Raw genomic sequence first — 21,342 nt, 5'->3', positions numbered from 1 at the left:
GATCCCCGCTTCTTGCGAAGTTCCAGTCATGTAATTTAGCAATCTAGCCCCAAAGTCCCGGGGTGTCAACGGGGCGCGTTGACTCATTGAAAACCTCCGCGTAGCGGCGTGGTTCGCAAGTGTGGCGGCGGTTGGGGGGCTATGCCCGTTTTCATGGAGCTAACGATGGCCCAGCGGCAAGCTGTGACGAAGAAGAAGGCCCTCGCCTATAAGGGTGCTGATCGTGCCGGGAAGTCCCGGATCCTGAACGAACTGGTCGAGCTGACCGGTTGGCACCGCGACTACGCCCGGGCGGCGTTGCGGGATGCCCTGGCGTTGAAGATCGTCAGGCCCAGACCGGGCCGGACCCCGGTGTACGGGCCTGATCTGCTGCCTGCCCTCATCAAGTGCTGGGCCGTGTTGCGCGCCCCTGCCGGCAGGCTGCTGGCCCCGATGCTGCCTGTCCTGGTGCCGCTGCTGCGCCGGGACCGGGAGCTTGAGCTGACCGATGAACAGGCCGGATTGCTGATGCGGATGAGCGCAGCGACCATCGACCGGAAACTCGCCGGCGAACGGGCAAAACTTTTCCCGCGGGGACGGTCCCATACCAAGCCGGGCACGCTGCTCAAATCCCAGATCCCGGTCCGCACCTGGGCCGAATGGGATGACGCCGTCCCGGGGTTTGTGGAGATCGACCTGGTGGGCCACGAAGGAGGCAACAGCTTCGGCGAGTTCTGCTGCACCCTGACGGTGACGGACATCGCCACGGGCTGGACCGTGAACCGGTCGGTGCGGAACAAGGCCGCCAAATGGGTCTTCGAGGCCCTCGAGCACGTCACTGCCGTGTTCCCGTTCCCAATCATCGGCATCGATTCAGATTAAGCCGAGGAAAACGCTAAGCCGAGAGATGCCGGTTTTGTCCCGGGTTTCCGGGGATTCCGGACCATTCCTCGGTTTAGCGCTTTGCCTCGATTTTGGCGTTACCTTCGTCGTGTCCATAAACCCAACGAAGGGAAGGCATCATGGAGACGACAGTTATCGGGCTTGGTGAGCTGGTGGTGGCCGCCTTGGAAGCGGCGGGCTACAAGCAGTCGACGATGCTTGAATACAGGAAATGGCTTCGCCGCCTGGAGTTGCTCGCCCGGAAACAGGATGGCCTTTATACCGTAGGGTTAGGTGCGGAATTCGCCTCGATGACCACGAGCCCGCGGACCGGCAAGTTCAGTGACCAGCGTCGAAAGTCGTACGGCCGGTTGGTGAGGTTGCTGGATTCGTACTTTCTGACCGGTTCGGTGGATCTTTCCATGATGCCGCGAGGTGGTGGCAAGGCCGCTCCGCGGTCCGAGGAGCTTTGCCGGCTGCTGGCCGGGTGGTCAGTTGAGATGGGGCAACGCCACCTGGCGGTGAACACCCGGAACTCTTATGACCGCGAGGCTCGCGGGTACCTTCTCTATCTTGAAGACCAAGGGGTGACGTCGCTTCGGGAGGCCGGGGGTGCCAGCGTGCTGGGGTTCCTTGGATCGTTGCGGGGACCCTGGGCGGAATCATCGATGTGGTCGGCGGTCCTCAATCTGCGGGCCTTCCTGAAATTCCTGGACCGCGACGACCTGCAGGACGCCCTGGACTTGGCCAACGCCAAACGTCATCACGGGATCTTTCCAACCCTGGGCGACGAGGATGAACAGACGGTTCTCCGGGCCTGCACCGGGGGCTTGGTCGCGGCCCGGGATGCTGCCATCACCTTGCTGGCGTTGGTGACGGGCCTGCGCGCGTGCGACCTGATCGCCCTGCGGTTGGGTGACATCAACTGGCGGGAATCGACGATCGGGATCGTGCAGCAAAAAACGGGCAACCCGCTGACGCTTCCCTTGCTGCCGGCGATCGCAGACAGGCTTGCGGAGTATGTCCTCACCGAGCGTCCCGATGTCGGTAACGACCACGTATTCTTGCGGTCAGTGGCGCCCCACACCGAGTTCTCGGATCATTCGTCCATCTATGATGTGACCAGACGAACCTTCAGCGCGGCAGGAACGGACCGCCCGAAGGTCGGGACGAGGTTGCTGCGCCACAACGCCGCCACCAGGCTCCTGCGCGCGGGGACCCCGCTGCCGACGATCTCGGCGGTCCTTGGCCACTCCGGCCCGGATTCCACCAACGCGTATCTCTCCACCGACACCGAGCACATGCGAGCGTGCGTCCTCCCGCTGCCACCGGCTTTGCAACAAGGAGCGGGACGGTGAACGGGCCCAGATTCACCAGCGCGCTCGGCCCCGAGCTGGAGCGTTACCTTGCCTTCAAGAAAAGCATGGGCATCTACTGCGACACCCGGGTCTGGTATTTGAGGAGTTTCGACCGCTACTGCACGCAACGAGCCGTGGAGAACCTTGACCGGGCCACCGTTGAAGGCTGGGTTTCTTCCCTGATCGCATGCCTCCCGAACGGCCGCCGGTCGTGGATGTCATATATCAGGGACTTCGGCCGTTGGGAACGACTCAGTGGCGATGAGGACGCCTACGTTCTGTCTGACCAGTGGAGGTCCGACCTCGTCCGCCCGCAGCCATACCTGCTGACGAACAAGGAGATCACCAGGTTCTTCGATGCCGCGACACGGTTGGAGACCAGGTCCCCGTGGAGGTGGCAGGGGTCCGCGTTCTTCGCCCTCATGCATTCGTGCGGGTTGCGCACCTGCGAGGCGCGAGGGTTGGCGCCGGGGGACGTGAACCTGGCCGCGGGCATCATCGACGTGCTCTGGTCCAAGGGTAACCGCAGCCGGCAACTTCTCCTCACCGATCAGATCGTTGACGTTCTGGCTGATTGCGATCGTTCTTCGCGAGGCGTCTTCGGCAACGAACGGGCAGCCTTCTTCGTTTCCTCCACCGGCGACCCGGTGACGGGATCAATGGCTGCGTCCATGTTCCACAAGATCTGGGACCAGGCCGGGCTGCCGCAGCCCCCGGGAGGGAAGCAACCGCGGCCCTACGATTTTCGGCATCATTTTGCCTACGCCAACATCGAACGCTGGATGGCCGAAGGCACCGACGTCAACGCGATGCTGCCCTACCTGGCCAGGTATATGGGCCACGCCTCGCTTCAGAGCACGTACTACTACATCCATACATCCCCGGATTTCATGAACGGCTACGCCGACATCGTCCGTGAAGGCCAGGGGATTCTTCCCGAGGTGGGATTCGGATGAAACGCGACACCAGGAACGACACCCCCAACTTTTGGGGCTACGCAAGGAACTACCTGCACGAATACATGCCCCAAGTCAGGGGCCTGTCCCCGAAGACCATCGGGGCCTACCGGATTTCCCTGGAATGCTTCGTGGGCTACCTCGTGGACGAGCAATCCGTCCAGCGTAAGGACATCGGCTTCGAGCATTTCGAACGGAAGTTCCTCAAGGCATGGCTGATCTGGATGCGCGAAACCAAGCACTACCAGCCGAAGACGGTGGGCCTGCGCCTGACCGCCATCAAGGCGTTCCTGCGCTACGCCTCCCAGGAGGACCTCCGGCTGGTGGCCTTGCACGAAGCAGCCAAGGCGCTCAAGGCCCCCGCCGCGGCAATGAAGCCCATCGAATACCTGCAGGAGAACGAGACCGCCGCGATCCTTGCAGCCTGCACCGGCTCCACCCCGAAGTCGCGGCGCAACCGCATGCTGCTGATACTCCTCTACGAGTCCGCGGCACGCATCAGCGAACTCACCGGACTTGCCCTCGGTGACCTGACGCTGGCGAAACCGGCGCACCTGACACTTACCGGGAAAGGGAACAAAAGCCGCGTGGTGCCCCTTGGCGACAAAACCGTCGAGCACCTGCAGGTCTATCTCCAGGAGTTCCATCCCCAGCGTGCGGCCCTGCCGGCCACACGTCCGCTGTTCAACAGCCTCCACCATGGCGAACCGACCCGGCTTTCGGAAGACAGCGTCGCCACGATACTCAAGAAGGCCGGGGACATCGCCCGGGCAACTTGTCCGTCGATCCCCGTCAAGCTGCACTGCCACCTGTTCCGTAAGACAAAGGCGATGGACCTCTACAAGCAAGGAATCCCGCTGCCGATCATCATGCAACTGCTTGGACACGTTAGCGAGAGCACCACCTCGGCGTTCTACGCCTTCGCGACCTTGGACATGATGAAAGCAGCCCTGAACACGGCAGCTCCCGGCATCAGCCAGGCCACCGTGGAATGGCTCAGCGAAGAAAACCTGCAGAAGCTCTACACCCTCCGATAACCACGAAAATGCTAAGCCGAAGAAATGGTCCGGAATCCCCGGAAACCCGGGACAAAACCGGCATCTCTCGGCTTAGCGTTTTCCTCGGCTTAATCCGAACTAAACCGAATTCGGTTTAGTACCGACAACGGTTCCGAGTTCATCAACGAGCATCTGCTGGCCTACTGCCACGCGCACGAGATCACCTTCACCCGCTCCCGGCCCGGCAACAAAAACGACGGAGCCCACGTGGAGCAGAAGAACTGGGCCAGGGTCCGGGAACTGGTCGGCTACCTGCGCTAAGACACCGCCGCGGAACTGGCCAAACTCAACGAGATCTGGGAGCTGGACCGTGTCTTCACCAACTACCTGCTGCCCCAGCAGAAGCTACTATCCAAGCAGCGGCGCGGCGCGAAAGTCACCAAGAAACACGACGCGCCAACCACACCCCACCAACGCGCGATCCGGCATGAACGGATGCACAAACGCCCGGTCATCCAGATGAACGCAGCCTTCAAACGCATCAAGCCTGGAGCCCTCTCACGCCAGATCCTGGCGCTCACCGGGCAGCTGGAAACACTGGCCTTAGCCAAGAAACCAGCACCCCTCAAACCCGTCAACCGCGCTTGGAACAACTAGGCATCGCGGAGGCTCTTCAACGAGGCAACGAAGCCACTCATCCGGAGGTTTTCAAATGAGGCAACGTATTACTCTTCCCGGAGATATTGCAATGAGACAACAGGCGGGGGGCGCGTTGACTCATGTGAAAGGTCCGGAGCCGGATACGTTGCCTCACTTGAAAACGTCCGCGTAGCAGCGCGGCTGACGATGTGGGCGGCCGGTTGCCAGCTGTACCGTCTTTCAAGAAATTGACGATGGCCCAGGGGGCAGGCTGGAGCGTCTACGCATGTGATGATGTGCTCCCCGGAAGCTCGCCGCAACCTTGGCGCCAGTCACGCCTGCTAGCGAAGGAGATATCGTTTGGAGTGGTCGAAGAGTGATTCAAGCTCCCCAAGACCAATCTTGAACAGATATCCCCTGTCGCTATCCTTCCGTATCAGGAAATCCAAAGTTATCGCGCCGCTCCGCAACAAAGGCACCAGCTGATCGGGTCGGGGATCTCTAGTGTGATGGACCGCCTGGAATTGCAGGTACTCCTGGTTTCCTACGTGACGAGCGGCAGCTTCAACCCAGACTGTTTCAGCATGCTTGGATTTTAGGCGTGCCCGGAGTGTTTCGAGCTCCCAAAGCACTACCTCGTGCGGATCGAGCTCATTTTCGCGGACATGAAGAAGGTCAGCGTCTCGGTCTATCTGGAGGTAGAGGCCTTGTGGGTTGCTTTTCCGCGCGTTGATCGTGCAGGATAGCGTCCGGCCGTCAGGCCCGACGTATCCAAATGCATCGAGCAAGTGCCCGGACCCTCCAAAGCCGCTTCGACGCCAGTCGGGTGCTTGTGCGAACATGGTTGCCCGGCGTCCACCAGCCCGCGCCGATTTGATCTCTATCCCTCGGAAATCAGGCTCCTTCGAAGAATTCATTGGGATACCGAGCTCGTTCTCGAGCAGTCGGCCGATGGCGGTTGGGCCACTCACCGGCGCCGCTATAAAGCCTTTTGCCGAGATCTGCCTCAACTTTGAAAGTAGATCCTCGAAAATGCTCGGACTGCTTTCTAATTCGACAGGCTTTTTAAGGTTGACCTCGGCCAGTCGCAAAACGATTTGAAGGTCCTGACGCGATGCATTTCCTACCCAGAGCTTCCCGCCTACCCAAATAAAAGCGACTAGGTCCTGCGGCTGGGCCACTCGTGCTAAGCCTTTTATCCAAAGCCGCGGATCTCCGCGCTTCGTTCGCGGACGATACATTGTTCCGCTGGAATCAATGGGTTGTCCCTCGGCATCGATGATGACGGCTGGTACGGTGCGTTTGTGTTCAGCGCCGCTCGACTGAAGGATGAAGTTGTGAACCCCGTTCGTCTGGAGAAATTCTCTGAAGGACACGTTGGCATCTAGGATTGATTTTTCGAGCCCTGTGCGTGATGGACGAAGAACGCCGAAGCCCAAGCCGCTGTCCTGCAGCAGAGCAATATTTCGAATCTCAATTTCCGAAGTGAGTTCCATGACAGAAGTTGCCCAATCTTCTAACTAACTCCACTTACAAAACCTGCAACTAGCTTGCCCACCGCAAACGCGAGAAATGGCGACACAGCATTTCCCACCTGCGAGTACTGAGGCACTTCAAACCGTCTGCGTACTGAACCGGTGGTTTCCTTGCCCTGAAATTCAAAATCGTCCGGAAACCCCTGGAATCGTGCTAATTCGCGGACCGTGAAAATTCGGGGAACGCTGGGGTGGACGTAGTCGTCTGGAAGGGTCACTACCGTAGGCGCCTGAACGCCCCAGTTCAGTGCCTTCTGGGAATGTTTCTTGGTCGAGAGCCGTGTCAATTCTTTTGCCATGTCGGCGGGGTCTTGAGCGATGAGCGTCCCATCCGGAGCGAATGCGGGGTAGTTCTTGTTTTGAACGACGGAAATTGCATCCGCCGTTGACATGCCGCGCGCGACGTCTGCTAGCAGTCTTGTTGGTACAGCGTTGTCGCGCATCCACTGATAGAGGCGGAACCTATCTTTAGTGCGCGACGCGTGCTTCCTAGGGGTCTGGTTTCCCGGATGGTCCCGATGATCGGGCGCGGCAGGCAAGCCCCACGCGGTTTTCGACTGGATCTCCCTCCGGAACCGGAGCGAACGCTCGGTGTGTGGCTGAGGCAAAACCGACTGTAAGTCGGCGATGGCGTCGGCGATTGTCGGTGCATCTGCCCGATTGACGGTCGGAGGTGGGGCCATTGGGGGAACCGGGGTGTTCGAAATTTCATCCCTGAAGTAAGAACGCCACAGAGTTCCAGTCGAGCGGATTGACAGGCGGTCAGCCACGTCGCGGCGGACACCGATGATCATCAGTCTGGGGCGGCTCTGTGGGGCTCCGTAGTGTGCGGCATTCACGGCCACACCTTGGACTTCGTAGCCTGGTTCTGTCTCCATGAGTGCTTGTTGAAGTTGGTTAAACGCCGACTCTTCGTCGGTTGAGAACCTGTGACTCATTCCAACCACGTTTTCGATCACAACTGCTTTGGGCTGGGTCCGCTCAACAAAGGACAAGTACTCCCACGGCAGCTTGTTGCGGGCGTCCTCTGAATTTCTTCGTCCCGCCAGGGAGAATCCCTGGCATGGTGGGCCGCCGACTACAAGATCCAGCTTCTCAGCTGCCAAAGGTTCCATAATCGCTTCGCTGTCTAGCACCGTTCGGAGCTCCGAGACAGCTACCCCTTTCTTCGCCTGCAGCTCCACGGGCTGGGTCAAGTAATTGGCCCACTCCCGAACGTCGGAAACAGGTTCGAAGAAGTTGTGGTAGAAGGTCCGGGCGGCCATGTCGGACTTTTCCACAGCTAGAAGGAGTTCGCCCCCAGCGCGTTCCATTCCAAGGGACAATCCGCCACAGCCGGAAAACAGGTCAACGTACTTCATGATTCCTCCATGTTAGATGGCGTCCTTGGATGCCCGGACGTCCTGCGCTATCTGGCAGGCTGTTGGGCGGGTTTGGGCAGGCTCACAATCATGCCTCACGGAGGTAGGCTTCCCGCCCGGTTGTACCCGTATGTGGATAACCAAACACTGAGCGTTCCTATGATAGTGACATGGTGGACTTCATGAGCTCTGAGCAACGAAGCGCACACATGTCCAAGATCAAGTCTAGAGACACAAAGCCGGAGCTCATCGTACGACACGTACTTCACAGGGAGGGCTACAGGTACCGCTTGCACGATCCCAGACTGCCTGGGCGTCCGGATCTGGTGTTCCCGGCTCGACGAAAGGTGATCTTTGTCAACGGTTGCTTCTGGCACGGCCATGAGTGCCAGGTTGGCGTGCGGTTGCCGAAGACGAACACGGAGTTCTGGATGGACAAGAGGCGCCGCAACCAGAAACGAGATGCGAGGCAGCTCGAAGAGCTCCGCGGCGCGGGGTGGGAGACTCTCGTCGTTTGGGAATGCCAGATCGCCTCGGATCCACATCTGCTGGAGCGATTGAAGGATTTTCTGGATTGACTCGTCAGAGGGCGATACTCGCCGCCCATGTGCTCGTCCTTGCTCCGTTGCACCCCGTCGATTGGTGGAAGTGGTGCCAGAATTCGACTCAGGACCATGTCGATGCATTAGGAATACATCATTAGACCAAGACATTCTTATGCAGAATCGGACTTCATTCCCGTGTGAATCAAATTTGAAGCTCCTCGAAGACCTCCTCCATTTTGGATATCGCATATACTCTCGTTCCGAAGTATTCCGATAATTTTGATGTAGTCGCTAGGTGTGCCCACAATTTCTCAGTTACGACTATGTCGCAATATGGAATGGCAATGGCCATTGAAATCAAGTCGACTCGATCATGTTGATCCCAAGCAAGGTTTCGATCTTTGTGCTTCCAGTTCCGTAGGGTCGCCAACGTCCAAGCTGTAGAAATACTCCTTACGAAATCTCGGATATCTTCAGTTCGCTTCGACTGGGAACTGGAAAGCATGAACAAAGAATGCGGGTTCATCCCGAATTTCTGCGCGGCATCGTTAATTTCATCGAGAAGGCGAATGAACTCTTGTCCGACGATGATATCGGTTCGGCGTTTCCACGCCTCCGGTTGTTGAGTCCATTGGTTGCGCAGCTCCGCTTCTTCCCGAGCAAAGACCGCGCCGATCCTGTGTTCGGGCGTTCGATCGAACCCTTCTGAATCCATTAGACTTTGAACTCCGGCGAGATGCAGCCACTCCCAGGCCTCCCCGGAACGCTGTATCTTCTCCCACTCTTCAGGGACCTCTGTCGTTGGGACTTCAGGTAACGTCTCTGTGGCGACGCTACCAACCAATCGAAGTCGGCCATCGACGGATCCGAACGCATGATTGACTCCGACTCCCAGAATTTGTTCGCGCCCAATCGGATTAGCTATGCCGGTAACCCGTTGTTCGACTTCTGCGTGGACTTCCAAGGCCTGGATCTCGTGCAATGCCCTCAGAGTTGAATAGCCAGTCAGTGTTTTCATGGTTTGCGCCAAGTTTGTTCGAGACAGTTCGTTGCCTCGATTCCAGACCTCCATGTAATGGGCTGAGGATAGAGGAATTTTGACAAGTCTCGCCTCCACCGCATCTGCCAGGCGGTCGAAACGCCTACCCCAATCCGCCGAATTGCCCGCACGTCCTTGAGCGAGCTTTATCCAGACATTCATATCTAGATAAAGCAAGAACGGTTCTCCATGTGTTGAATCCATGCGGGAAGCCTCGTCAGCTATTTGCGGTGGGGTCGGTACAAATTGTTTTGGCCCGCTGCTCGCTAATCCGACAGGTGGTTCATGAGGCCTCTTTCGCGTGAAGGTGGTCTCCTTTGCAACCCGACCGCCATCAGGTCGTGGTGCGGACATGGGGCGGTCACCGCGAGTCCTAGCTTCATCGGACGAGGTTACCAGAGCCGTATCAAGGCGGCATCTCCGCCTGCGGTTGCGTGCGGCAACGCCGGTCAGGCTCGGATGGGCGACGTAGCCTTGCAGGATGACTGTCCTCGGGAAGTCGGTCCGTTTGGGAGGCCGGAGACGAACTTGGCTCATACGACGACGGCCATCGTGACTTGGATTGCACTGAGGAGTTCTCCGGACATGTGTAGTCCTAAAATGCCCGCCGACGCGCCGGCGCGGAGCTTGCTGATGGTTTGTCCCCGCTCGCGTTTGGCTTTTAGGTCGTCGTTCAGTGCCGCGTATTCTCTCGTTGAACTGACGGCTGTCCGCGCCGCGAAACCGAGTGATGCTCCCGCGATCCCGGAGCAAGTCTGATCCCGTTCAGCGGGAGTTTTCACGTAGTTGCATTTGAACCCGGATTGTTGCCACGACCTCTTCGGGATGGGCAGCAGAGACGACCCATCGGCGGTTCTCCGTTTCCAAGGCGACCGCAGGCCCCCCCCACCAGCACCCCTCGGGTGTTCTTGCCCAAGACGCGGATGCCGTAGCCCTCAGAAAGGGACGTATCCGAGGCTCTGGTCACGGCTGAAAGGTCTGAGAGGGGAATCGCTGTTGAATAGAAGGGCGCACAACGTAGGACGATCTTCCCCTCCGTGACGGCGATGGACACGGTCATTCGAACGATCAGCCAGGTCAGAGCCACGATGCCGGCGGCGATCAGGAGCCCGGGTAATAGGATGCCCCCGGCTTGAGCAGAGATGACAATGACGATTGTGGATGCGCCGACAATTCCCAGGTCAAGCCTCTGTAATCACGCGCAAGCCGGACCTCAGATATCACCATTTCTTGTCCCCAATCCGCCCGCATTCAGCAGCGAGTCTTGCTGTCTCCGTGTGAGAAAGGCTATGGTCCAAATCGGCAACTAGGTGGACGAAACCTCAAAATGTGTGCTGAAAAGGCAAAACTAGGTGTCACAAGGGCCCAATCTGTGTGTACCCGCCGCTTGATCTAGGTGTATATGCCCTCAGGAACTCACCGCCCCTCCGCATACGCAGCGTCGTCGCCCCTTTCAACCGCCCGCACAACCCAACCCACAACACTCTCCCGCCCACCCCAAGCCCCCAGCACCAAGCCTTACCCTTATCCCAAGGGCGACTCCCTCAGGCGACGCATTCGAACGGACACGGCATGTCAGATCTCACAGTCCAGGAGCGGCACTCGGTACAGCTGCCGATCACCGAGGCCGCGTGCCTTCAGCCGGACCAAGTTCTGGATCACCTGGGCTCCAGCCCGGCTGGGCTGTCAAACAAACAGGCCGCGGAGCGTCTGGAAGAACTGGGCCCGAACGCCGTGCGGACGCACCGGGCCAACGGGTGGGCGGTGTTGGGCCGGCAGTTCGCCAGCCCCATCCTCATCCTGCTGATCATCACGGCCGGGCTGTCCCTCTTCCTGGGCGATGCCACGAATTCGATCGTGATCGGAGTGATCCTCCTGGTCAGCGTGGGCTTGGGCTTCACCAACGAATTTCGCGCCGAACGAGCCTCCGAAGCATTGCATTCCCGGGTGACCCACCGCGCCGTCGTGCTCCGCGACGGAGCCACGCAGAACGTGAACGTCACCGCCTTGGTGCCGGGCGACATCGTGCACCTGAGTCTGGGCGCCATCATCCCCGCCGATATCCGCCTCCTGAGCACCAAGAACCTCCTCTGCGACGAAAGCATCCTGACGGGGGAGTCCCTTCCGGCAGGCAAGGATCCGGCCCCGGTGGCGCCCGGATCGGCCCTGGGCGACCTCGCATCCTGCGTCTTCATGGGCACCGTCATCCAGTCCGGCGGCTGCACCGGCGTGGTGGTGGCCACCGGCGGCCGCGCCGAATTCGGCCGGATCGCGCTGGGCCTGGGAGAACGGCAACCCCAAACCGAATTCCAGCTGGGGCTGAAGCGGTTCTCGTTCCTGCTTTTGCAGGTGGCCATCGGGCTCACCACGCTGATTTTCATCGCGAACCTGCTGCTGCAGCGGCCGCTGATCGAATCGCTGCTGTTCTCCCTGGCAATCGCCGTCGGCGTCACGCCGCAGCTGCTGCCCGCCGTCGTAAGCACCAGCCTCGCCACCGGCACCCGCCAACTGGCCCGGCGGAAAGTCCTGGTCAAACGACTGGTCTGCATCGAGGACCTCGGCGACATGGACATCCTGGTCACCGACAAAACCGGCACCCTCACGGAAGGACGGATCAGCTTCACCGCCGTGCTGCCCGCCTCACCGGACGCGTCCGACGTCGAACTCCTCACCTTGGGTCTGCTGGCCACCGAAACCGACTACGCCGAGGCCAAACTCTCCACGGCCGGGCAGAACCCGCTGGACGCGGCCCTTTGGGAAAGCACCGGGGCGGCCGCCTTTGATCCCGCCCGCTTTGAGCGCCTCGACCTGATCGACTTCGACCACCAGCGCCGGCGCACCAGCGTGCTGGTGCGGGAATCCGGCGGCCCGGCGCGCCTGGTCACCAAGGGTGCTCCCGAGGACGTCCTCGCCCTCTGCGGGCCGACCTCGCCCAGCGTGCAGGCAATGCTGGACGAACAGTTCGACGCCGGATCGCGCGTCGTGGCGGTGGCCACCCGCCCAGCCACGGGGCTAAGCAACATCACGCCTGACGACGAAAAGGACCTCGTCTTGGCCGGATTCCTCGTCTTCCTCGACCGGCCCAAGGCAAACGCGAAAGGGTCGCTGGAACAACTGGCCACGCTGGGCATCTCTGTGAAAATCGCCACCGGGGACAACGCCAAAGTCGCCGAAAAAGTATGCTCCGAGCTCGGAGTGATTTCCGGCGGAACCCTCACGGGCGCGGACGTCGACGCATTGTCCGATACCGAGTTGGCCGCTATCGCCCGGGAAGCCACCATCTTTGCCCGCGTCTCGCCCGAGCAGAAGGCGCGGATCATCACCCTGCTGCGCCAGAGCGGCGGGGCAGTGGGGTTCATGGGCGACGGCGTCAACGACGCCCTGGCCCTTCACAAAGCGGACATCGGGATCTCCGTGGACAGCGCCACGGACGTCGCCAAGGACGCTGCCGATGTTGTGCTGATGGATAAGGACCTGGGCGTCCTGGCCGAAGGCGTGATGGAGGGCCGGAGGATCTTCGCAAACACCATCAAATACGTGCTGATGGGAACGTCCAGCAACTTCGGCAACATGTTCAGCGCAGCCACGGCGTCGGTGGTGCTGAGCTTCCTGCCCATGCTGCCGGGGCAGATTCTGCTCAACAACCTGCTCTACGACAGTGGCCAGCTGGCCATCCCGGGCGACCGCGTGGACAAGGAACAGCTGCTGGCACCATCGCACTGGAACATCGCGTTCATCCGGCGCTTCATGTTCCTCTTCGGGCCGATCAGCTCAATCTTCGACTTTGCGACCTTCGCCCTCATGCTGTTCGTCTTCGACGCCGTGCCGGGGGAGTTCCGGGCCGGCTGGTTCATCGAATCCATCGCCACGCAGACCCTCATCATTTTCGCCATAAGGACCCGTCGGGTTCCGTTCCTGCGCAGCCGTCCCTCTGTTGGCCTGTTGAGCGCATCCTTGGGCGTCGTGGCCGCGGGCATCTTCCTGCCTCTGTCACCGATGGCGGGCGTGCTGGGCTTCGATCCGTTGCCGGTGCCGTTCTTCTTGGCGGTACTGGGAATGATCGTTGTCTACATGGTCCTGGTGGAATTCGCCAAGCAGTGGTTCTTCGCCCGGGCCGCGCAGCAGCTGCCCGGCGTGCCGACCCCCGTCCGCCGTCGGCCGGATACCCACCACATCTCCCGCCGCGCAGCACGCTTCAGCGCGCCGGTTGTCGCGGTTGTCCCGGGGCGCCCGGTGCTTCCGGGGCTTCCGGCACGCAGGCGCCGCAAGGTGGCGGCGTAGTTTTCGGGGGTCTGAAGAGGTAGGCGCTGTGGTCTGGATCCCGTCGGAAGGATCGGCAACTCAGTGGCAGCCCAGCCGCCCGAGTGCGTGGAATGCCGGAGCTTCCCGGCAACATCATCAGCGTCCACGCCCACCAAGTATCGCGCCGTGGCGATCACTTCTTCGACGAACGCGGTTTCGCGGCTTTCGGTGGAAGAGTCGCAACATATGCGAAGGCCTTGTCGACCCATTCCGCGGTTTGTTCTTCGTCGCTGCTCCAGGCTTCGGGCAGGCCGACGTAGCCTCCCATCGCGCGACCTTCAGGGCCGAACGGAAGCGTTTGGTGCTCGGCCTCGATGGCCGTCTTGTCGGCGTCGGAAAGTCTGACGCCAATCATCGGGCCGAACAATCCGGCGAACATGTTGCCGTTCACGAAGGCGCCCAGGTTGCCGAACATCGGCTTGACGACCACATCCGGGTTGTCTGGCAGGACCGCGCGGAAACGGTCCTTGTCGGCATCGGACGGTTTGGGTATCTGCATGTGCTTGCTCCGGGGTAGGGATCGAAAGCCTAGGACTGCATGCAGCATACGACGACGGGATGAGGGCGGCCAGCGTCAAGGCATTGTGCCGGTCCAGGATCTTCGGGCCTGAGGAAACAGCGGCGTACGGCTAGGCGGGTCCTGGCCCGGCTTGCCGATGAGCACGGCGCGGTGGGCTTGTCGGTGAGGGGAGTTGTTTGGGGGCCCGGCGAGTGAATCGCCAGGCCTCCATTCCTTGCCAATCATGAGCGTCGGCAGGCAGCGCCTCCGCCATTTGCGTGGTGTAGCCGTGGGTGACAACGGATGCGAGAAGTATCCAATATTCCAGCGATCATTGGTCCAACTCAGCCAGATCGGAATCGTAACCGGTGAACCGTCAGCCGATTTCGCCTGGATAGTGGTGTCATAGAAGCCCAGTCCGCCAGGAGACTTGTAGGAAACCTGGTAGTCGGCGGCGTCGACTCCGCCCCACATCCTGATCCAATCGTCCACCGCCTGATCAAGGTCTTTGAAATTCGCAGCAAACATGGATTTCAGGCCGGCCGCGTCTTTGGCATGAAGATAGGACATGGTTTGGTGGATTGTCTGGTCACGCAGTTCCGGCTTGGGAGGGTCGCCGGGCGTCCCACTGTATGGACCGCACGCCGACAGCGTGACAAGGATCAGAACAAGCCAGCAGCGCAGTAGCAACCGTCTCATGAGGGTTCCGATCTAGGTGCGGAGGGCGAAATAGGTGGAGTTTGGGTTGGCATTGTAAATTTCCCAGATTGAGCGGTTCCAGTACCCGTCCGTGTGCTGATTGACTTTGATGTCAATCCCGGCCGCGACTGATCGTTTGGCTCTTGTCTTTCCTTGCATTCAATCCCCCGATGAGTGGTTTGTGTTCAGACGAGGGCCCGATGCTCAGAAGGTGCTCTCGTGTCTTGTCATTTCCTTGCTGCCACGGCGACTGGCTCGGAGCGACACGTCCTAGCGAGACCTACAGTTTCGGTGGGCAAAGGCTATGACTCGATTCGGCGACTAGGTGGTGAAAATCGTCAAAATGAGTGCCAAAAAGCCGAAAATGAGTGCCAAAAGACCGAAAATGAGTGTGGAAAAGGACGAGACTAGGTGTCCGCAAGCGCCAAGTGAGTGCAGACTCCCCGTTCAATCTCGAAAGTGCTGGCCTAGGAAATCGCAGCCAAAGATGCGTTGGCCGAACCCGGCGTTGACTGTTGCCAGGCATTGGAGGAGGTCGTCCGTGAAGGTGAGTTCGCCGTTGTCAGCTGCTTCCAGATGTCCGTGCATGCGGATGCCCCGGCGGCTCGCGGAGGTGGCCGCAGGGAGTCGGGCGACCGGACACTCATTGGGCGCTTGACGATCACTCAATTTGGCCTTCGCCAGCACGTTTCCGGGTTTTGACCACCTAGCCGACAATTTCGAGCGTAGCCTTCCTCACACGAACACACTGCGAGCTAAGGGGAAGCTTTGAAGAAGAAATTGGCGGTCACCGTCGCTGCAGGCCCGATGAGACCCGTTCTTCGAATCCATCCCGTGCAGATATATGGGGCCTTCGTATTTTCCTCCCTGCTGTTCAGTTCGGTGATTCTCTTCGGACTCTTGATCCCCCCGGTCGAAGCAAAAACCGTCGTATCGACGTACGGCACGGCCGTGTGTGCCAGTTTGCTACTGACTCAGTTCCTATGGGGCCCGATAGTTCATCGCCTCAGGCGATCGCGGCTTCCGAACGTGACGGTGCCTTTGTGTGTAGGCGGAGCCACTCTCGCTTTGGCTTTCTCCTCCGGCGTAGTGGAGCGCTTCCTCGTTGGTGGGCCCACGAACTCTATGCTCCTGGGTACCTACTTTGTCTCGGTTGCGGTGGTCGGAGGGACCCTTCTTGCGGTTTGGAAATTCGGCTCATCGCCCGCCAGAGAAGGAGGAAACGTTGAACAGATCAGTCAGTAGGGGATTATTCTTCGGGGCCGTGTTCGGATGCACCTATGGGCTTGTGATTCTTTCCTTGGGCGGGTCCGGCGGCCCGGGCTTGGCGATACTCAGCGGGCTTGGCGGCGCGTGGGTGGGTGCCGTGTCAGGTTGCATCATCGCTGCGTTGACCTTTGGCATCGGTCGGCTGACCAGAATTCGACATGGCCTTGAGAACCTCCTTGCCGCCGTGGTTACCGGGGCTTCGACTTTGCTGATCCTTATGGCTTTGACCTCAGTTTCGGATTCAACGTGGCCATGGTGGACGCACCTAGTTCCGGCGAGCGCTGCAGCAGTTATTGGTGGACTGGCGTGGCCTCCGGAGAGGACGGTGGTTGGGGAGTCCCGTTAGGCTCACCGCCCCGCCACGCACCCCGCAACGTACTCCGCATCCACGCCCACGCCGCCGACGATCGACGAGTAGTGTCCCGTCAGCCACGGCAGCCCCACCACGTACAGCCCAGGCTGTTCAGTGACGCCGCGGACATGGCGTGGGTAGCTCCATGCATCCAAAACGGGAATATTCACGAAGCTTAGGTCCAGCTGGTAGCCAGTGGCCCAGAGCACCGACGTGATGTTCTCGGCGGCCAGGTTCAAGCGTGCTGGCTCAGGAGCAGGGAGCCAGTCGTCCGCCGGCGCCGGCTCGTGTTCGGGTGCGTCGATCCCTGCGGCGGCGATGTAAGCGTCGAGCGCCCGCCCCATGCGCTGGCCGAACCCGGCCTCGACTGTTGCCAAGCGTTCGGGGAGGTCGTCCGTGAATGTGAGTTCGCCGTCGTCGGCTGCTTCCAAGTGCCCGTGCAGCCGGACGCCCTGGCGGCCCAGCTCGCGGAGGTGGATGTCGTGGCCGCCATCGGTTCCGGAAAGCAGGGGGTTGCAGGCGAACCGTGCGGCGGGGGAGGGCAACTGCCCGACCGTCAGGGCGTTGAGCCCGTACTCGGGTCCGTGGATGCCGGCCTGCAGGATCCAGTAGATGATGTCGTGCCCGCGATACCGGCGCGGCGCCTCCGGACACGTGGCCACCGCCAGATGCACCTGACGGCCGGCACCGAGCAGGTCCTCCGCGATCTGCCCGCCCGACTGCCCGGTCCCGACAATCAGCACGGCGCCATCGGGCAACTGCTCCGGATTGCGAAAGTCGTGGGTGTGAAGCTGCAGGACGCTCCCTGGAAGACCTGCCGCAAGGGAAGGGATTTTCGGTATTTGGTACGCGCCAGTCGCCAGCACCAAATTGCGTGACCGCCAAGTTCCGTCTGAGGTTTCAACGCTGAAGCCGCCGTCCGACGTCGCGATCCGCGTGACGTCCGTGCCGGTCCGGACCGGGGCATCGATCCGCCGCGCATAGTCCCGGAAATAGTCCACCGCGTCGTCACGCGCCATGAACGCCTCCGGTTCCGGACCGGTGTACGGCATACCCGGCAAGTCCAGGGAGAAGTTCGGCGTGTTCAGAACGAACGCGTCCCAGCGATCCTGCCAAGCGCCACCCAGCGTGGCTCGCCGTTCAAGGACTTGATGCCCGACGCCGGCCCGGCTGAGGAAGTAGCTCGTGGCCAGTCCCGCTTGGCCACCGCCGACAATGAGGGTGTCGACCTCCAGGGGGTGGCTTTGTTGGGCGGGTGTGTGCGGGTCAGTCGCCATGATCGATCCCTTCTCCCTGTTGCCAGAGATTGGTCCGGGGCCGCTTCTTGGCAGAACTCTACGCTCAGGGATTCGGGCGCGGGAGGCGTACGCGTGGGGGAAGCCGTGGCGGACGTGGAGCACCGCCCGAAAAACCCGCCAGAACAACCCGGCGTTTCCACTTGCGCCGGCAGCGCGCTGTCCGCCAAACTGTCCTTGGATCCACGAGAGACAAATACCTCCAAGATCCCGCCCGCCTGACCTTCAAGGCCGGCCACCGCCCCATCTCGAATGCCGGGCGCATTTCACGAAATCCCGCTTTCCACTTCGCTTGAGCACCCTTCCTGGAACAACTCACTTCTGACCTCCCAGACGCGACTCAAGCCTCGAAAGAGAGAAGCATCATGATCAAGCACCTTCCCGACCTCGTCCTGGAAATCACCGCGCACGATCCGGGCACCATCGAAACCGAACTGAACACCGCCGTCGAGACCCTACTCACCCAGGCCCTGCGGGAGCGCTCGCGCGGCATCCTGGTCACCCAGCATGGATACAAGCGGTACACCGTCACACTCAGCCCCGAGGTCCCCTACGGGGAGACTCACGAACACCGGGCTTGGGACCGCCCTGCCGACGCCTCGATCCATGCCCAGACTCCCATCCCCGAGGACCCGGCCGGTCAGCCCGAACAGCGCGCCGCATAGGATCCTCCCGCCTCAAGGCTCGGCATCCATCCAGGACCAGCCCGAAGTGGGCCACCGCGTGCGTTCAATCGGTCAGGCGCGGTCGTGGATGGTGATTTGGTATCCGTCGGGGTCGGCGAAAGTAAAGGTACGCCCGAATGGGCCGTCGAACGGTTCGACGACGATTTCGGAACCGGCTGCCGCCAATTTGTCGTGGATCGCTTGCGTATCCGTGGCGTGCAACCACAAGCCGATGCCGAGGCCAGGCTGCGGGGTGGAGGCAAGGCTGACGCCCGGCGCCAGGTCCCGGACTGCGAACGCGACCGGTTTGGTGTCAAATACCACCGCGTGGGGTGGCCCCGCCTGCGAGCGGGTCAGCCCGAGGTGCTGTTCGTAGAAAGAGGCAGACATTTCGAGGTCGCGCACTTGGATGGAAACGAAGTCGGGTCCGGTGACCGGCATGAGGAGCTCCTTAGTGTCAGTTAGTTGACACTAAGGGTATGTCAGAATATTGACATGAGTCAAGACGTAACAGGAGTCAGCCTCGATACATCGCTCGGATATCTCCTAAAGGAGGCGGCTAGTGCGCTTCGCACGGCAATGGAGAGTGTGTTGCGGCCGCTGGGCATGAGCATCACCCACTACGCCTGCCTTGAGCTCCTTGCCCAGCGGCCGGGGCTGTCCAACTCCGAGCTCGCGAGAGGCGCCTTTGTGTCTCGACAGTCGATGAACGTTCTATTGCAGGCGCTAGAGCGTGAGGGCCTTGTTTCTCGGGCGACCGAGGCTTCGGTCGGCCGAATACTGCCGACTGAACTGACGGCGCATGGCCGCCAGCAGCTTGAAGCCGCCAGTGCTGCAGTCAAGGCGGTGGAGGACACTATGCGCTCGGGCCTCACTGACGACGAACAGAAACAGCTTCAAGACATGTTGAGGACGTGCGTCGCCTCCCTGCAACCAACCGGCCAATAGAAAGGAAGTCCCCGCTAGGTACCGGCGCCTCCGCGGGCGTTGAGATTGACCTGGAGGAATTGGATAAAGTCCAATCCGGTAGACGTGCCGCCGCCCCACTGCTTGCCATCGACGAACGCCGTCGGGATGCTGTTGATCCCGCTGTCCACGGCGAGCCTGTTGGAGTACCGCGCCCATGCAAGGAACGTGCCACTATCGATGCACTTGGCCGCATCGGCGCCCGCCGCCGCCACGAGGGACTTCAGCTCCTGGTTGCTCAGGCCCGAGGACCCTTGGGCCGGCTGGTGGGCAAACAACTGGGAGAGGAAGTCCGCATACCTGTCCGGGTGGGCATCGGCGACGCATGCCGCCGCGGCGGCCGCACGTGACGAGTACCTATTGGTGGACTGGCGGTCGAGGTAGGCGACGGGACGGTATTCCACGGTGATCTTTCCCTCGTTGCGCAGGCGGTCGAGACTGGGCCCGTAGGAGCTGTGAAAGTCGGCGCAGTACGGGCACATGAAGTCCAAGTACACCACCACCTTGGCCGGCTGTCCTTTCGGCGCGGCCTCGACGCCTGGCGCATGCGCGGGCTGCCCGTTCGGCGTCGCGAGCGGATCAGGCGACGGGAGCGTGTTGGTGTCGACGGTGGACGCCGCGACGGGCACCACTTTGTTTCCCGCAGCCAAGATGATCCCGCCGTTGGCGTTCATGTTTGCCGGGCTGGGCCCCCGATCGGGGAGTTGGAGTAGGGGAGTGGCCGAGGGGCCGCTTCCGATCCACTGCCCGGCGGTCATGGTCAACCCGGTGGACACGAGCGTCAGTGCGAGCACTGCCGCGAGCGTGCCAGCCGCAAGGCCTGCGTATCCGACCACCAGACCTGCAACGGCGAGACCCCGGCCGCCGTCGCCGCTCCGCCTGATCCGCGCGAGCGCGATATGCCCAAAGATGATGCCGAGCACGCTGATCACGAAAGAGCAAACGAGGGATGCGATGGCCAACGGTTCGGTGCGCAGAGACGGTGGGGGATAGCCCTGCCGCGGATCGGGCCAGGGGCTGGGGTTTGTCTGGTAGTGCGCGGTTGGCTGGGGCGGCCACGGGCGTTGCTCGGGCTGGTAGTCACTCATCCGCAGTGCTCCTTCTGGTGTGCAGGAGCAACCGCGCCCCCCCCAATGGTCAGAGCATAGCGCCACGCACGGTGCACGCGGCAGGGTCCGGCGGCCGTTTGTTCAGGTGCCGGGCAACTTGCCAGCGCTCACCTGACCCGCCTCAGACAACCCGATCCGCCCGTTCCCAGTGCTCGCGCAGCAACCCGCCAAGCCGGTCGGGTTCGATCCGGTGCGGGGGATCGAAGTGGTGGCGGTCAGGGAACACCTGAAGGCGGAAATCCGGGAACACCGTGGACAGCCGCTCGGCAACCTCGCCATAGTCGTCCGGATTGCTCAGGCCGCCGAGGACGAAGAACACCGGCCGATCGAACGCAGCCAACCGAGCCCGGTCCAGTTCGTAAATCTTGAAGTCCCGCAGGAACGCCCGGATCCCGGCCGGCCGCTTGGCCATCCACGGCGGCGGTGCGCCTTCGGGTGGAGGCGGAAGGACGACGTCGGGCTTTACTCCCAGCCTCATGAACGCGGCCATGAACTGTGCAGGCGGCAGAGTCTCCAGCGCCTCGTATTCCTTCCAGAGCTGAGCGTGCGCCGGGCTCCAGTCCCAACTGCCAGCCCAGGCGGGCTCCAGAAGCGTGAGGCTAAGCAGCCGCTCGGGGTGCTTGGCAGCGAACGCCAAAGAGGCGGCTCCGCCTCCCGAATATCCGAGTAGGTGGAACGTCTCCCAGCCGCGGGCTTCGGCCTCGCGGAGCACGCCGTCGATCTCGGTGTCCAGACTCCAGCCCGGTGGCGGCTCATCGCCGTCGTACAGTTCAAGGTCCTTCGCGACGGCGTCGACGTCGGGCCCCAGCGCTTCGATCAGCGCGCCATAAGCGGGTTGGGCGGGAAGAACGCTCCCCGGAAGAAGGACCACCCGAATCGGCTCCATGGCCGAAC

20 protein-coding genes are annotated in these 21,342 nt (G+C 61.3%); 9 read left to right on the top strand and 11 right to left on the bottom strand.

Annotation, left to right across the window (positions count from 1 at the left end):
• The first annotated feature begins 165 nt into the window (after nt 1–165).
• The 5 genes from AC3ANQ_RS17395 (at nt 166) to AC3ANQ_RS17375 (ending at nt 4,830) form a co-directional block, all read left to right on the top strand.
• Entirely contained in the window at nt 166–861 is a 696-nt protein-coding gene (locus AC3ANQ_RS17395; RefSeq protein WP_488302188.1) for a transposase, read from the top strand.
• A 140-nt stretch (nt 862–1,001) separates the two neighbouring features.
• Nucleotides 1,002–2,219 (top strand): site-specific integrase, encoded by a 1,218-nt coding sequence (locus tag AC3ANQ_RS17390; RefSeq protein ID WP_488302187.1) that lies wholly within the window; start codon nt 1,002–1,004, stop codon nt 2,217–2,219.
• Nucleotides 2,216–3,175: a tyrosine-type recombinase/integrase gene (locus AC3ANQ_RS17385; RefSeq protein WP_488302186.1), complete on the top strand. Its 960-nt coding sequence runs from the start codon at nt 2,216–2,218 to the stop codon at nt 3,173–3,175. Before AC3ANQ_RS17390 ends, AC3ANQ_RS17385 begins: the two co-directional genes overlap by 4 nt.
• Nucleotides 3,172–4,212, top strand: a complete 1,041-nt coding sequence (locus tag AC3ANQ_RS17380) for a tyrosine-type recombinase/integrase (RefSeq protein ID WP_488302185.1) — start codon at nt 3,172–3,174, stop codon at nt 4,210–4,212. Before AC3ANQ_RS17385 ends, AC3ANQ_RS17380 begins: the two co-directional genes overlap by 4 nt.
• 456 nt (nt 4,213–4,668) lie before the next feature.
• Nucleotides 4,669–4,830 (top strand): hypothetical protein, encoded by a 162-nt coding sequence (locus AC3ANQ_RS17375; RefSeq protein WP_488302184.1) that lies wholly within the window; start codon nt 4,669–4,671, stop codon nt 4,828–4,830.
• Nucleotides 4,831–5,153: 323 nt separating this feature from the next.
• On the opposite strand, the gene AC3ANQ_RS17370 is transcribed toward AC3ANQ_RS17375, so the two are convergent.
• Both AC3ANQ_RS17370 and AC3ANQ_RS17365 read right to left on the bottom strand, forming a co-directional pair.
• A complete protein-coding gene (locus AC3ANQ_RS17370; RefSeq protein ID WP_488302183.1) occupies nt 5,154–6,308 on the bottom strand; it encodes an MvaI/BcnI family restriction endonuclease in 1,155 nt (384 codons plus the stop codon).
• Between the two features lie 20 nt (nt 6,309–6,328).
• On the bottom strand, nt 6,329–7,708 hold the full coding sequence (locus tag AC3ANQ_RS17365) for a DNA cytosine methyltransferase (protein WP_488302182.1): 1,380 nt from the start codon (nt 7,706–7,708) through the stop codon (nt 6,329–6,331).
• Between the two features lie 170 nt (nt 7,709–7,878).
• Here AC3ANQ_RS17365 and AC3ANQ_RS17360 point away from each other — a divergent pair, with 170 nt between their 5' ends.
• On the top strand, nt 7,879–8,286 hold the full coding sequence (locus tag AC3ANQ_RS17360; RefSeq protein WP_488302181.1) for a very short patch repair endonuclease: 408 nt from the start codon (nt 7,879–7,881) through the stop codon (nt 8,284–8,286).
• A gap of 169 nt (nt 8,287–8,455) precedes the next feature.
• Here AC3ANQ_RS17360 and AC3ANQ_RS17355 read toward each other — a convergent pair whose 3' ends face one another.
• Together AC3ANQ_RS17355 and AC3ANQ_RS17350 are read right to left on the bottom strand one after the other, a co-directional pair.
• Nucleotides 8,456–9,496 (bottom strand): hypothetical protein, encoded by a 1,041-nt coding sequence (locus AC3ANQ_RS17355; RefSeq protein WP_488302180.1) that lies wholly within the window; start codon nt 9,494–9,496, stop codon nt 8,456–8,458.
• Between the two features lie 329 nt (nt 9,497–9,825).
• A complete protein-coding gene (locus tag AC3ANQ_RS17350) occupies nt 9,826–10,074 on the bottom strand; it encodes a hypothetical protein (protein ID WP_488302179.1) in 249 nt (82 codons plus the stop codon).
• 790 nt (nt 10,075–10,864) lie between these two features.
• Here AC3ANQ_RS17350 and mgtA point away from each other — a divergent pair.
• Nucleotides 10,865–13,573, top strand: a complete 2,709-nt coding sequence (mgtA, locus tag AC3ANQ_RS17345; RefSeq protein WP_488302178.1) for a magnesium-translocating P-type ATPase — start codon at nt 10,865–10,867, stop codon at nt 13,571–13,573.
• Nucleotides 13,574–13,727: 154 nt separating this feature from the next.
• Here the strand turns inward: mgtA and AC3ANQ_RS17340 are convergent, their stop codons facing one another.
• From AC3ANQ_RS17340 to AC3ANQ_RS17325, 4 genes are all read right to left on the bottom strand, one after another.
• Nucleotides 13,728–14,093, bottom strand: a complete 366-nt coding sequence (locus AC3ANQ_RS17340; protein WP_488302177.1) for a TfoX/Sxy family protein — start codon at nt 14,091–14,093, stop codon at nt 13,728–13,730.
• A gap of 75 nt (nt 14,094–14,168) precedes the next feature.
• Complete coding sequence (locus tag AC3ANQ_RS17335) at nt 14,169–14,663, bottom strand: hypothetical protein (protein WP_488302176.1); 495 nt, start codon at nt 14,661–14,663, stop codon at nt 14,169–14,171.
• Nucleotides 14,664–15,239: 576 nt separating this feature from the next.
• Nucleotides 15,240–15,380 carry a hypothetical protein gene (locus tag AC3ANQ_RS17330; protein ID WP_488302175.1) on the bottom strand — a complete coding sequence of 47 codons (141 nt, stop codon included), beginning with the start codon at nt 15,378–15,380 and terminating at the stop codon, nt 15,240–15,242.
• Nucleotides 15,381–16,409: 1,029 nt separating this feature from the next.
• A complete protein-coding gene (locus AC3ANQ_RS17325) occupies nt 16,410–17,690 on the bottom strand; it encodes a flavin-containing monooxygenase (RefSeq protein WP_488302174.1) in 1,281 nt (426 codons plus the stop codon).
• Between the two features lie 383 nt (nt 17,691–18,073).
• Between AC3ANQ_RS17325 and AC3ANQ_RS17320 the strand changes: the two genes are divergently transcribed.
• On the top strand, nt 18,074–18,373 hold the full coding sequence (locus tag AC3ANQ_RS17320) for a hypothetical protein (protein WP_488302173.1): 300 nt from the start codon (nt 18,074–18,076) through the stop codon (nt 18,371–18,373).
• 72 nt (nt 18,374–18,445) lie between these two features.
• On the opposite strand, the gene AC3ANQ_RS17315 is transcribed toward AC3ANQ_RS17320, so the two are convergent.
• Nucleotides 18,446–18,814, bottom strand: a complete 369-nt coding sequence (locus AC3ANQ_RS17315) for a VOC family protein (RefSeq protein ID WP_488302172.1) — start codon at nt 18,812–18,814, stop codon at nt 18,446–18,448.
• A 54-nt stretch (nt 18,815–18,868) separates the two neighbouring features.
• Between AC3ANQ_RS17315 and AC3ANQ_RS17310 the strand changes: the two genes are divergently transcribed.
• Nucleotides 18,869–19,321, top strand: a complete 453-nt coding sequence (locus tag AC3ANQ_RS17310; protein WP_488302171.1) for a MarR family winged helix-turn-helix transcriptional regulator — start codon at nt 18,869–18,871, stop codon at nt 19,319–19,321.
• A 14-nt stretch (nt 19,322–19,335) separates the two neighbouring features.
• Here AC3ANQ_RS17310 and AC3ANQ_RS17305 read toward each other — a convergent pair whose 3' ends face one another.
• Both AC3ANQ_RS17305 and AC3ANQ_RS17300 read right to left on the bottom strand, forming a co-directional pair.
• On the bottom strand, nt 19,336–20,427 hold the full coding sequence (locus tag AC3ANQ_RS17305) for a thioredoxin domain-containing protein (RefSeq protein ID WP_488302170.1): 1,092 nt from the start codon (nt 20,425–20,427) through the stop codon (nt 19,336–19,338).
• A gap of 142 nt (nt 20,428–20,569) precedes the next feature.
• On the bottom strand, nt 20,570–21,334 hold the full coding sequence (locus AC3ANQ_RS17300; protein ID WP_488302169.1) for an alpha/beta fold hydrolase: 765 nt from the start codon (nt 21,332–21,334) through the stop codon (nt 20,570–20,572).
• Nucleotides 21,335–21,342 lie beyond the last annotated feature (8 nt).

The sequence above is a fragment of the Arthrobacter sp. DMZ02-1R genome, from assembly GCF_057747935.1.
Note: the sequence above shows the minus strand (reverse complement) of the source record. Positions and strands in the feature narration are given on the sequence as shown.